Annotated in this window: 14 protein-coding genes; 5 read left to right on the top strand and 9 right to left on the bottom strand. The window is 51.0% G+C overall.

Translation table 11 applies throughout. The annotated features are described in order from the left end of the window. Positions 1-114: 114 nt before the first annotated feature. The 4 genes from P2G88_RS16790 to htpX are packed head-to-tail and all read right to left on the bottom strand — an operon-like array spanning position 115 to position 3232. Positions 115-855 (bottom strand): ATP-binding cassette domain-containing protein, encoded by a 741-nt coding sequence (locus P2G88_RS16790; protein ID WP_275798064.1) that lies wholly within the window; start codon positions 853-855, stop codon positions 115-117. Between the two features lies 1 nt (position 856). Further along, positions 857-1765, bottom strand: a complete 909-nt coding sequence (locus tag P2G88_RS16795) for an iron chelate uptake ABC transporter family permease subunit (protein ID WP_275798067.1) — start codon at positions 1763-1765, stop codon at positions 857-859. Between the two features lie 47 nt (positions 1766-1812). After that, on the bottom strand, positions 1813-2301 hold the full coding sequence (locus tag P2G88_RS16800; RefSeq protein WP_275798069.1) for a low molecular weight protein-tyrosine-phosphatase: 489 nt from the start codon (positions 2299-2301) through the stop codon (positions 1813-1815). Between the two features lie 55 nt (positions 2302-2356). After that, positions 2357-3232 (bottom strand): protease HtpX, encoded by an 876-nt coding sequence (gene htpX, locus P2G88_RS16805; RefSeq protein ID WP_275798071.1) that lies wholly within the window; start codon positions 3230-3232, stop codon positions 2357-2359. A gap of 227 nt (positions 3233-3459) precedes the next feature. Here htpX and pepE point away from each other — a divergent pair, with 227 nt between their 5' ends. From pepE to P2G88_RS16820, 3 genes are all read left to right on the top strand, one after another. Then, positions 3460-4161, top strand: coding sequence for a dipeptidase PepE (gene pepE, locus P2G88_RS16810; RefSeq protein ID WP_275798073.1), 702 nt, complete (start codon positions 3460-3462; stop codon positions 4159-4161). Between the two features lies 1 nt (position 4162). Further along, the gene (upp, locus tag P2G88_RS16815) at positions 4163-4789 is read left to right on the top strand and encodes a uracil phosphoribosyltransferase (RefSeq protein ID WP_275798075.1); all 627 of its coding nucleotides are present in this window, start codon (positions 4163-4165) and stop codon (positions 4787-4789) included. A 95-nt stretch (positions 4790-4884) separates the two neighbouring features. Continuing rightward, on the top strand, positions 4885-5361 hold the full coding sequence (locus P2G88_RS16820) for a DUF4442 domain-containing protein (RefSeq protein ID WP_275798078.1): 477 nt from the start codon (positions 4885-4887) through the stop codon (positions 5359-5361). Positions 5362-5452: 91 nt separating this feature from the next. Here the strand turns inward: P2G88_RS16820 and bioD are convergent, their stop codons facing one another. The 4 genes from bioD to bioB are packed head-to-tail and all read right to left on the bottom strand — an operon-like array spanning position 5453 to position 9090. Further along, positions 5453-6124, bottom strand: coding sequence for a dethiobiotin synthase (gene bioD, locus P2G88_RS16825; RefSeq protein ID WP_275798080.1), 672 nt, complete (start codon positions 6122-6124; stop codon positions 5453-5455). Beyond that, the gene (locus P2G88_RS16830; RefSeq protein WP_275798082.1) at positions 6121-6888 is read right to left on the bottom strand and encodes a methyltransferase domain-containing protein; all 768 of its coding nucleotides are present in this window, start codon (positions 6886-6888) and stop codon (positions 6121-6123) included. The genes bioD and P2G88_RS16830 overlap by 4 nt, the downstream gene beginning before the upstream one ends. Continuing rightward, positions 6878-8041, bottom strand: coding sequence for an 8-amino-7-oxononanoate synthase (gene bioF / locus P2G88_RS16835; RefSeq protein ID WP_275798084.1), 1164 nt, complete (start codon positions 8039-8041; stop codon positions 6878-6880). The genes P2G88_RS16830 and bioF overlap by 11 nt, the downstream gene beginning before the upstream one ends. After that, positions 8041-9090: a biotin synthase BioB gene (gene bioB / locus P2G88_RS16840; protein ID WP_275798086.1), complete on the bottom strand. Its 1050-nt coding sequence runs from the start codon at positions 9088-9090 to the stop codon at positions 8041-8043. The genes bioF and bioB overlap by 1 nt, the downstream gene beginning before the upstream one ends. A gap of 104 nt (positions 9091-9194) precedes the next feature. Here bioB and bioA point away from each other — a divergent pair, with 104 nt between their 5' ends. Further along, on the top strand, positions 9195-10460 hold the full coding sequence (bioA, locus tag P2G88_RS16845) for an adenosylmethionine--8-amino-7-oxononanoate transaminase (RefSeq protein WP_275798088.1): 1266 nt from the start codon (positions 9195-9197) through the stop codon (positions 10458-10460). A 2-nt stretch (positions 10461-10462) separates the two neighbouring features. On the opposite strand, the gene P2G88_RS16850 is transcribed toward bioA, so the two are convergent. Further along, positions 10463-10843, bottom strand: coding sequence for a hypothetical protein (locus P2G88_RS16850; protein WP_275798090.1), 381 nt, complete (start codon positions 10841-10843; stop codon positions 10463-10465). A gap of 240 nt (positions 10844-11083) precedes the next feature. Here P2G88_RS16850 and asnS point away from each other — a divergent pair, with 240 nt between their 5' ends. Further along, positions 11084-12481 carry an asparagine--tRNA ligase gene (asnS, locus tag P2G88_RS16855; RefSeq protein ID WP_275798092.1) on the top strand — a complete coding sequence of 466 codons (1398 nt, stop codon included), beginning with the start codon at positions 11084-11086 and terminating at the stop codon, positions 12479-12481. Positions 12482-12650: the final 169 nt, after the last annotated feature.

A 12650-nucleotide genomic window follows, 5' to 3' on the forward strand; every position in this document is an offset into this window, starting at 1 on the left:
TCAAATCGTATCAAAGCCAGATAAAATGCAGGGTTGAGGCCAATTGCCTAAGATGGAACTTACGAGTTCTGAAAGAAAATTTCAATGAAGAATTGGTCAAATCGGGAAAGGTTTTTAGTCAAGATAGGTCTGAATTAGGCGATTTCCTTCTGTTTGCTCAAAAATTCGCACCCCGCAAGCAAAAACATTGCTCAAAGTTGCTTCCGTCAGCACCTTTACGGCATTGCCATCGGCAATAATTTGCGCTTCTTTCATCAGCCATACCCGACTGGCGTAATGCAAGGCCAGGTTCAGGTCATGGTGACTGACAATGACCAGATTACCGATTTCTGTCAGGCCTTGAAGTAACTTACATAAGCGGTGTTGGTGATAGAAATCCAGGCCTTGTACTGGCTCATCCATCAAAATAAAAGCATTGCCTCGTTCGATTACCGGCCAGATCTGCATCAGGCCACGGGCAATCATAACGCGGCGTTGTTCGCCACCGGAAAGCTGATTAAGAGGCCTTGAATAAAACGCCTTTATTTCTAATGTTCTTTCCAACTCTTCGGGTAAGTACAAACCAGGGGCAAAAAAAGACAAACATTCCGCCACCGTTAACGAAAAAGCACTTTGCTGCCCTTGCATTATCAAGGCGCGCATAGCTGCCAATTCGTCGGCGAGATAATCTTGCAGTGGTTTATTGTTCAGACTGACATCACCTGAATCCGGTGCCAGCAAGCCGCCCAACATCCACAACAAACTGGATTTACCGGCGCCATTTGGTCCAAGCAGATGGACGTATTCCCCCCCTCGGGCAGTCAGCTGCTGTGTCTCTACCCTGCCCTTGACCTGAGCATTGTGCACTTTCAGCATGCTAGCGGCCTCCCAGCTTTAGCACGGAGTAAAGGAAAAGCGGACCGCCCAGTGTGGCGGTCAGCATGGATACCGGTACTGCTACTCCGCCAAAGGCTTTGGATACCAGTAACACCAACAACATTAACAGCGCACCACATAAGGCAGAGGCTGGCAGGATAAAGCGATTATCATAACCAAACAGATTGCGTAGCAGATGGGGTACCAACAGCCCTACAAAGGCCACCGAGCCTGCCAATGACACGGCGATGCCCACTAACAGGGCACAAGTCAGCAATAATCGGGGGTAAAAGCGCGTTACATCTAACCCGGCCACTTGGGCTTCTGTGCGGCCCAGATAAAGCCAATTTAAGGCTCGTGCCTGTCGTAAAGCGTAAAAAAGTAACATTACCACCAGTGGTAATGACAACAACACCAACTGTAAATCGGCCTGATGCAGGCTGCCCATTAACCAGAAGGTAAGATTGCGCAAGGACTGGGCGTCGGAGAAAAAATACAGCCAGGCAATGATACCGCCGCTAAGGGTCGAGATAGCAATACCGGCAAGAATAACGGCACTGGCAGAGACCATCACCAGCCGTCTGGCAATAGCATAAATCAGCAAGGTGGAGAGCATGGCGCCGATAAAGCTGAACAGCGGTAGCCCGTATTGGCTCAAGGTCAGCCCAAGCCATCCCCCGCTTAATAGATAGAGTGCCGCGAACAGGCTGGCGCCGCTACTGATACCGATAATGCCTGGATCGGCCAGTGGATTCTTCAGCATCACCTGTAAAAAGGCAGAGCTGACCGCTAAACAGGCACCGACCATCAAAGCACAAAGTACCAGTGGGAGACGCAATTGCAGCAGGATCTGTTTGTCGGTGAGGCTAGCCAGATCGATTTGGTGAAAAAGCAGAATTATCGACAGCACGAAAACGCAAACCGCCAATATCCAGTTTGTTCTTCGCTGGGCCGGAATCACAAATAGCGCTGCCTGAGCTTGTCCAACAGGGCATCGCTGGCATCTTCAATCATATCCAGCACCAATTCAAAGCCGCCACGGCCACCATAATAAGGATCAGGCACTTCCTGCTCTGGGTGACCGGCATAGGTCAGAAACAACTCTACTTTATGTTTTAAGTCTTCCGGGCAGATGGCATGCAAATCGCGCAGATTTCTGCTATCCATGGCCAGGATCAGGTCAAAACGTTCGAAATCCTCGGGCAACACCGGGCGGGAACGCTGTCCTTTAAAGCTGTAGCCGCGGGCTTCACCGGCTTCACGGCTACGTGGATCCGGTGGATCGCCGCGGTGGTAACCACTGGTACCGGCGGAATCCACTTTGATGGGTAGATTCAGTGCGGCAGCGCGAGCTTCAAATACCGCCTGTGCGGTGGTAGAGCGGCATAAATTCCCCAGACACACAAAGAGAATGGATAAAGTCGGATTGGTCTTGGGTTTGGACATGCAAATAAAAAAAGCCACTAAAAAAAGTGGCCTTACTATGTCAGATTCGCGCTATCTAGCCAAGGCGTTGCAGGGCATTGATACGCTTTTCCAAGGGTGGGTGGCTTAAAAACAGCTCACTGACCGATTGCTTGCCGCGAATACCAAAGGCCATCATGCTGCCTTCCAGGCGAGATTCCTGGCTGTATTTTAGACGCTGCAGCGCAGCAATCATCTTGTTGCGCCCAACCATGCTGGCAGAGCCGGCGTCAGCGCGGTATTCACGATAGCGGCTGAAGGCCATCACAATAATACTGGCCAAAATACCGAACACGATTTCCAGTACAAACACTGTTGCAAAATAGGCAATGCCGCCCATTCCACTGCCTTGCTGGTTATTGCCGCGCATGGCGTTATCCACCACATTAGCAATAATACGGGCCAGGAAGATAACAAAGGTATTGAGTACGCCTTGCAGCAACGTCATGGTCACCATATCGCCATTGGCAATATGGGCCACTTCGTGTGCCAGTACCGCTTCCACTTCTTCCTGACTCATGTTTTCCAGCAGGCCGGTGGAGACCGCCACCAGAGAGTTATTTTTACTGGCGCCGGTGGCAAAAGCATTCATATCCGGTGAGCGGTACAACGCCACCTCTGGCATGCCGATATCGGACTGCTTGGCCAACCGGGCAACGGTATTTACCAGCCATTGCTCAGTCTGGTTACTGGGGTGGGTTATCACATGGGCGCCCACGGAGCGCTTGGCGATCCACTTGGACATCAACAAAGAAATAAAGGCGCCGCCAAAACCAAAGATAGAGGCGAAGACCAACAAGCCACCGGTATTTTGCATACTCAGGCCGGTAGCCGCGAAGACAATGTTCATTACCACGCCCAACACCAGCACCACCGCCAGGTTGGTAGCGACAAACAGCAGGACACGTTTCATAGGGACTCCAAATAAAATTGCTGCCCTTATTGTGTGGGCGCGCAGGGAATTTTCAATAACAGAAAGTGTGAAGAAATATGTCAGATAGAGGGATTTGGATTACATCGGTTGCTTGGAACTGCACTAAAAACACAACGCCGAGATTTTACATGGACTTATCCCTATAATGCCAGCATTTGAAAATTGGCCATCAGCGCCCCAAACAATAAATAAAAACAGGAGCATCGATGAAGGTTTTGATGTTAAGTAGTTCCCGTGAGGGGCAAAGCGGCTATCTGGAAACGGCCAAAAGCCATATATTGAAGCATATGGGTCAGGCAAAAAGACTGTTGTTTGTGCCTTTTGCCGGCGTCACGGTAGATTGGGATGAGTATACCCAAATAGTGCAACAGGCCCTACCGGAAATCGAAGTCACCGGCATTCATCACGCCAGCAATGCGGTACAGGCCCTGCGGGAGGCCGATGCTATCGCAGTGGGCGGCGGCAATACCTTTAACCTGCTCAACGAATTATATCGACAGGCCTTGATTGAACCTCTGCGTGAGCGGGTGCTGCAAGGTACCCCCTATATCGGTTGGAGTGCCGGCTCCAATATCTGCGGCAACAGTATCCGCACCACCAACGATATGCCCATTGTGGAGCCACCGTCATTTACTGCCCTAAAGCTGGTGCCTTTCCAGATAAACCCTCACTACACTGATTATCAAGCCCCCGGCCATAACGCTGAAACCCGCGCCCAGCGCATTGCCGAATTTATGGTGCTGAATCCACAAATGCCGGTACTGGGTATTCGTGAGGGCAGCGCACTGCTTCGCGAAGACAATCAGTTAACCCTGGTTGGCTCACACCCTGGTGTGGTGTTTCTGGGCGGAAACAGCCAGGAAATTGAACCAGGTGCCGATTTAAGTCACTTTCTTAAGGAGCAATAAGATGTCCGTAAGAGAAATCTTCCACCCACTGGTGAAACACAAGATTGGCCTGTTAAGAGATGCCAATATCAGCACCCGCGAGTTCCGTCAGTTGGCGCGGGAAATCGGCAGTTTGCTGACTTATGAAGCCACAGCCGATCTTCCTACCGAAAAAACCACCATTGAATGTTGGAGCGGCCCGACTGAAATTGATCAGATCCAGGGCAAAAAAGTCACCATTGTGCCGATACTACGTGCCGGCCTGGGCATGCTGGATGGCGTACTGGAGCTTATTCCCAATGCCCGTATCAGTGTGGTGGGTATCTACCGCAATGAAGAAACCCTGGAGCCGGTGCCCTATTTTCATAAGCTGACCTCGGATTTAGATCAGCGTCTGGCTATTATCGTCGATCCTATGCTGGCCACCGGCGGCTCTTTAATTGCCACAGTGGAACTGCTTAAGGAAAAAGGTTGTACGCAGATTAAAGCGCTGGTGCTGGTTGCCGCTCCTGAGGGTATTGAGGCATTAAAAAAAGCTCATCCAGATGTAGAGCTCTACACCGCCGCCATCGACCAAAAGCTCAATGAAAAAGGCTACATTCTGCCCGGCCTCGGCGATGCCGGCGATAAGCTGTTCGGTACCAAGTAAAAATATCCCCCGCCCACAATCTGTGGGCGGCATTTGCAAATGGTCATACCAGTGATATTCTGCGGCCAACTCCCATAAAAGATGGCATTACAAGCATGAATGCACTAACAAAAGCCAATTGGGGCTTAAAGTTCTTCGCCTGGCGATATATCCCCTTAATCGGATTCTGCTCGCCAACAATCCTGCGTATGGATAACCAGGCCCTTGAGGTACGTATACCCCATGGCTGGCGCACCAAGAATCATCTGGGCAGCGTGTATTTCGGCGCTCTGGCCATTGGTGCCGATCTGACCGGTGCCTTTTTAGTGCAGTTTAAAGCCAAACAGCGTGGCATTAACGCCAGCTTTGCCTTTAAGGATGTGCAGGGCGAATTCCTGAAACGCCCCGAAGCCGATGTGCATTTTTTAAGTGAAGATGCCGAATTGATCGATCAGATGCTGGATGAATCCCTGGCCACCGGCGAGCGCATCAATAAACCGGTATCGGTGGTGGTCACCTGCCCCAGCCTGAATGGCAATGAGCCCGTGGCGCGCTTTACTTTGACTTTGTCTATTAAGGCTAAGGCTAAATAGATTTTGTTGAACCACATAGACACAGAGGACACGGAGGTTTTTTTGAATGATTTTCTCTGTGCTCTTAGTGCCTCTGTGGTGAAAATAAGAATTACAACAGCGGCGACAGATCCAGATAACGCTGTGCTTCGTCAGGTGCTTTAAGCCGGGGAATATGGCCAAGGAAAGGCGCGTCCAATTGTTCTTTTAGGCTGGCGATATTTTCATTCAGTAGTGGCATATCCAGTTCTACCTGATTGGCTACCCAGCCGATTAGCTTAAGACCGTCATGTTTGATCGCTTCTGCGGTGAGCATGGCGTGATTAAGACAACCCAGGCGCATCCCCACCACCATCATCACCTGCATATTCTGCGCTTTGGCAAAATCTGACAGATATTGTCCCTGTCCCAAAGGCAAACGCCAGCCGCCGGCGCCTTCGGTTAAGAGGATATCCAGGGGTTGTTGGCAAAGGTTTTGATAGTGAAGATTTATGTCATCCAATTCAATAGCTTGGCCTTTTGCCTTAGCCGCCAGATGCGGGGCTACCGGATCGGCAAAAGCGATGGGATTATGCATGGCATAATCCAGTTTCAGGCCGGAGGCGGCTTGCAGCGCCAGGGCATCGGCATTACGCAGGCCCTGTTTTGTCATTTCACAGCCCGAGGCAATGGGTTTAAGGCCAAAGGCCTGCAAACGCCTGGCGTTAAGTTGTTTTAGGATGGCAACAGAAACAAAGGTTTTACCTACATCCGTGTCTGTACCGGTGATAAACCACTTTTTCACTTGGTCAGCTCCAAAAAACCGATGTGATAACTAAGGGGCAATTGTCCCTGGGGATTTTGATAATGTTCGGCATAGGTCATTGCCAGTGCTTTAAACTGTGCGCGAGTAAGGCCAGGACCGCCATCATCGAGCACCACCGATGCCCCGACATCTTTAATGGAATGCAAGGTATCAAGCAGATGAGGATGCCAGGTCCGGTAGACTTTTTTCTCGGTTTGCACTGAAAACCCTTGTTTTTCCGCCAACTCTGTCAAGGTTTGAAGTTGATCAAAGTCATTGGCCCGCCCACTTAATCCCAGGGAATGCCAACTGCTATGAAGTTCATTCAAAGAGCCATCGACCATCAGCACTAATAACGCTTTGGCTTTGGGTTTCATGACTCTTCGCAGTTCTGCCAACACCTTATCCATGGGACGACACCATTGCAGCGCCATACAGGAAAACACCCCATCGATACTGCTTTGCTGCAGCGGTAAATTTTCAGCATCGGCCACCAGAGCACTTAACCCATGAGTATTCTGGGCAAAACGCGCCATGCCTTCTGCAATATCCAGGGCCAGCACCTTGTCGGCCTTATCTCTTAGCCTGGTGGTGACACGACCAGTACCTGCGCCAATATCAAGCAATGTGCCGGGTACCCGTTGGACTTTATTTAATGCATCCAGTGCTATCTGCCATTGCACCTGTGCTATTTGATCATAGCGGGGAGCGGCACGACTAAACTGACCTGCAATTCTGAGTTTGGTTTGCAGATCAGGCGCCATCTTGTGCTTTCCTGGCAATGGCTTGCACCAATTGCTTGATGTCTTCGCCCTGATGGGCTGCGCTCAGCGTCACGCGTAACCTGCTTTGCCCGTCTGGAACCGTTGGTGGACGGATTGCTACGAGGAAAAATCCAGCTTGGCGGAGGTCTTCTGCACACGTCAGGGCCCTGTCTGCCTCACCCACTAGCAATGGTTGAATGGCGGTGTCCGACGGCATCAATGATAATCCGTGCTCGGCAGACAATGTCTTAAACAGCTGGATGTTTTGCTGCAGTTTTTCACGCCGCCAACTTTCTTCGCGCACTAATCGTAAGCTTCTAAGGGTAATAGCCGCCATCAGCGGCGACATGGCGGTGCTGTAGATATAGTGACGGGCAAAGTTAACCAGATAGTCGTAAAACATTTCTGTGGTGGCCGCAAATGCGCCACTGGTGCCAATGGCCTTGCCAAAGGTGGCCATCAGTAATGGCAAGCTGGCTTGATCGGCACCATGCAATTCTGCACTGCCCAGCCCTTGTGCACCCAGCACGCCAAAGCCGTGGGCATCATCCACAAAAGCCAGTGCTTGATGGCGCTGACATAAGCGCAGGATGTCTTTTATCGGTGCTTGGTCGCCATCCATGCTAAATACCCCTTCGGTCATCACCAGGCAGTCACCTTCACTTTGCGACAACAGCCTGGATAAATGTTCCATATCATTATGGGTATAGCGTTTAAGCCGAGCGCCACTGGCTAGCGCACCGTCGAGCATAGACGCATGGCATAAACGATCGGCAATCACATTGGCGTCTTTGGGCACCAAAGTCTGAATCAGGGCCTGATTGGCACTGAAGCCTGAATTAAACAGCAGTACCCTGTCTCGCCCTAAGGCTTCACAGAGATAATCTTCCAGTTCCTTGTGGCTTCGACTATGACCACTGACCAGCGGCGAAGCCCCGCTACCCACTCCTTGCGTTGCGGCAGCATCGGCAGCAGCTTGTTTCAGTGCATCGCTTTGCGCCAGGCCCAGGTAGTCATTGCTGGAAAAATTCAAATACCAGTGACCATCGACATTAATGCGGCGCGGTTCGGCCGCTTCGATGCAGCGGCGCTCACGAAAAAGTGATGCGCCCCGCCTGGCCTGAAGCTGTTCATCAATATGCTCGAAGGCCATTAAAGGCTCGCGTCGTAGAAAAGTTCTTTTTCCTTGGGCTGATTGGCGCTCATCGCTTCTTCAAGCACGGCTTCATGGGCTTCATCCGAATAATCACGGCCACGCTCGGTATTGATACCGAGTTTTTTAAACAGCAGCACGTCTTCATGGGTATCGGGATTGGAGGTAGTTAACAGTTTACAGCCATAAAAGATGGAATTGGCGCCGGCAAAAAAGCACATGGCTTGCATTTGTTCGTTCATATTTTCGCGTCCTGCGGACAGACGCACATGGCTTTTGGGCATCATGATCCTGGCCACCGCGATGGTGCGGATAAAATCAAAATGATCCAACTCATCCACCTTATCCAGCGGCGTACCCTTGACCTTTACCAACATATTGATGGGCACGCTTTGCGGGTGCTCCGGTAAGTTGGCCAGTTGCATCAGAAGACCTGCACGATCATTGGCTGATTCACCCATACCAACAATGCCGCCGGAGCAAACGTTCATGCCGGCTTCGCGCACATGAGCCAGGGTATTCAGGCGATCCTCATAGGTGCGGGTACTGATAATTTCGCCGTAAAATTCCGGTGAGGTATCCAGATTGTGATTGTAGTAGTCCAGGCCAGCCTGCTTTAAAGCCACCGCCTGGTCGCGGCTTAACATGCCAAGGGTCATGCAGGTTTCAAGACCCAGCTTTTTAACCCCTTTAACCATCTCCAGCACATAAGGCATATCCCGGTCTTTGGGATTTCGCCAGGCGGCGCCCATACAAAAACGGGTGGAACCGGTAGCTTTGGCTTCTTGAGCGCGCTCCAACACTTTCTCCACTTCCAACAGGCGCTCTTTTTCAAGACCTGTATCGTAACGGGCGCTTTGTGGACAGTATTTACAGTCTTCGGGACAGGCACCGGTTTTAATGGATAGTAAAGTGCTAACCTGCACTTCATTGGGATTAAAATGCTGACGATGTACCGTCTGCGCCTGAAACAATAAATCGTTAAATGGCAAGGCAAACAAGGCGTTGACCTCAGCCAGCGTCCAGTCGTGGCGTAATTCGGCGGACATGGTACTTCCTTTACAGTAAGTTATGGGTTCGGTAGTCTAAGCGGCGCCTTTGGCTTGTCAACCAGATGCGATTTTAAAACTTTACAACTGGTTAATATCTAATCATGGATCTTGAATTTGATCGACGCCATATCTGGCATCCTTACACTTCCGCTATCAATCCACTGCCCTGCTATCCTGTTGTGCGCGCCGACGGGGTGATGATTGAACTGGAAGACGGCAGACAATTAGTGGATGGTATGTCCTCCTGGTGGGCCGCTATCCACGGCTACAACCACCCTGCCCTCAACGCTGCGGCAACAGAACAACTTGGCAAGATGTCTCATGTGATGTTCGGTGGTTTAACCCATCAACCGGCGATTGAACTGTGTCAACGCCTTGTTGAAATCACACCCGAAGGGCTTGAGCGGGTATTTCTGGCCGACTCAGGCTCCGTTGCCGTGGAAGTGGCGATGAAAATGGCATTGCAGTACTGGGCCTGTCAGGGAAATCAAAGCAAATGCCGCTTCTTAACCCTGCGAAACGGCTATCATGGCGACACCTTTAATGCCATGTCGGTATGCGATCCGCAAACCGGGATGCACAGTCTGTATAAGGATGTGCTGCCCAGACAACTCTTTGTACCCGCCCCGCAAACCCGCTTCGAGCAGCATTGGAATGAAGATGATGTGGCGCCATTGGCGGATATGCTGGCTAAACACCACCATGAGGTGGCGGCCCTTATTCTTGAACCTGTGGTGCAAGGCGCAGGTGGCATGCGTCTTTATCATCCCCAGTATTTGCGCCGAGCCCGGCAGCTTTGTGATGAATATGGGGTGCTGCTGATTTGTGACGAAATCGCCACCGGCTTTGGCCGTACGGGTAAGCTTTTTGCCTGTGAGCATGCGGATATCAGCCCGGATATTTTATGTTTGGGTAAGGCCCTTACTGGCGGCTATATGACCCTGGCAGCGACGCTATGTACCGAAGATGTCGCCTCGGGCATTTGTCAGGGACAACCAGGCGTGTTTATGCATGGCCCGACCTTTATGGGCAATCCTCTTGCTTGTGCGGTGGCCAATGCCAGCCTTGCCCTGTTGGATAAAGGGGAATGGCGGCAGCAGGTTGAAAGCATCGAAGCCCAACTGAAAGCAGAGCTTATTCCCCTGCGTAAACTGGAGAACGTCGCCGACGTACGGGTACTTGGCGCCATTGGTGTGGTGGAATTGCATCAGAACGTGGAGATGGCCGGTATTCAGAAATATTTTGTGCAACAAGGGGTATGGATTAGGCCTTTTGGCAAGCTGGTATATCTGATGCCGCCTTTTATTATTCGACCGGAGCAATTGAGTTCTTTAACCGGCGCTATTGCGGGTTACTTGTCTAACTAGACTCAGACCCGCATAAATACCCATACCAGACTGGCACTGGAGATCACCAGCAGAATCATAAGATTAAGCCAAATCCCGTCATGCCGGCGACGGGCTCTTCTACTTTTAATAAATAGTGCAATCAGGCTAAACACCAGGCAAAGCACCAATAACGCCAACAGGTAAAGGGTCAGGGATTCGCTCCAGGTGCTGGATTGGCCGATGCCCAGGTAACGGGCAAAGCCGGTACCCAGTTCAGGTCTGGCAAAGTGGAACACCAGCATAGCCAGGATAAAGGTAATCCAACCGGCCACACTGCCCATTACCAGCAAGCGAAATAACCCGTCTTTTTCAGGCGGTGTTTGTCTCCGGTCGGGTCCTTCCCATTTCTGTGATTTATTCATTTTAAATTTGCTTGTTTCTGTCGTTCAGCCAAGTAAGATTACACACCTTGCGCTACCCACGCATAAGCCACGTCTTTGCTCATATTGCAGCCTCTTGGCAGCATTTCACAATAATCCGCGAAAAGGCAGTGTTATTTGGCAAAGTTTATATCGTGCTAATTGGGTAAATCCTTATATTTATTGAATTAACTTTAGAGCAAGAAAAGGGATCCGCGTAATGGCATCCCATGGAGACAGTAGATGGCGCATACCCCAGTTGTTGATATTCTCAAGGGCGTACACTCTGCCGGCGCTGATGTTGTAGTCAAAGGTTGGGTACGTACCCGCCGTGATTCCAAAGCCGGCCTTTCTTTTATTGCACTGCATGATGGCAGCTGCTTCGACCCGGTGCAGGTTATCGCGCTTAATTCGCTGTCTAATTATGACGAAATCACCAAACTGACCGCTGGCTGCTCTATTGCCGTAGAAGGTAAATTGAAGCCTTCCGAGGGTCAGGGCCAGGCGCTGGAAATTGAAGCCGCAAAGGTAGAGATAACAGGTTGGGTAGAAAACCCGGATACTTATCCGATGGCCGCCAAGCGTCACAGCATTGAATTTTTACGCGAACACGCCCATTTGCGCCCTCGTACCAACGTGATCGGTGCGGTGACCCGCGTTCGTCACTGTTTGTCTCAGGCTATCCATCGCTTCTTTCATGAACGTGGTTTTTACTGGATCAGCACGCCTTTGATCACCGCCAGTGACTGTGAAGGCGCCGGCGAGATGTTCCGCGTCTCCACATTAGATATGGTCAACCCACCACGTAACGAACAAGGTGGCATTGATTTCAGCCAGGATTTCTTCGGTCGCGAAGCCTTTTTGACCGTGTCCGGCCAGTTAAACCTGGAAACCTATTGCTGTGCCATGTCCAATGTGTACACCTTCGGCCCCACTTTCCGCGCGGAAAACTCCAACACCAGCCGCCACCTGGCGGAATTCTGGATGGTAGAGCCGGAAGTGGCTTTCGCCGACCTGTCTGATATCGCCCAGTTGGCCGAAGATATGCTCAAATTCGTCTTTAAGGCGGTATTGGCTGAGCGTGCCGATGATATGGCGTTTTTTGCCGAGCGCATCAACCCTGAGGTGATCAGCAGATTGCAGCAGGTCATTGATAAACCCTTTGTTCGCATGGACTACACCGACGCTATCGAGATCCTGAAAAAATCCGGCAAGACCTTCGAGTTCCCTGTGGAATGGGGTGTTGATCTGTCATCTGAGCATGAACGCTACCTGGCTGAAGAGCACGTAGGCGCACCTATCATCATGCAGAACTACCCGAAAGACATTAAGTCTTTCTATATGCGCTTAAACGATGATGGCAAGACCGTTGGCTGTATGGATGTACTGGCCCCCGGTATCGGCGAAATCATCGGTGGTTCGGAGCGTGAAGAGCGTTTGGACGTGTTCGACCAGCGTCTGGCCGATATGGGCCTCAATAAAGAGGACTACAGCTGGTATCGCGATCTGCGCCGCTATGGAACCGTGCAGCACTCCGGCTTCGGTCTGGGTTTTGAGCGTTTGGTAGCTTACGTTACCGGTATGCAAAACGTGCGTGACGTTATTCCTTTCCCGAGAACGCCGGGTAACGCCAACTACTAAGCAAAAACCGCAATCCCTGGTTAAAAGAAAAGGCCTGCTAAGCAGGCCTCAGACTGTTGAAAAAGGCCTGGACGCAGATCCAGGCCTTTGATCTAATGAGCATAGTGAACAACATGGATTCACCATGCTTAGAGACAAAACCCCCCAACAATATGAACTAGAAATGGTC

Source organism: Aliiglaciecola sp. CAU 1673, assembly GCF_029223185.1.
GTDB lineage: Bacteria > Pseudomonadota > Gammaproteobacteria > Enterobacterales > Alteromonadaceae > Bowmanella.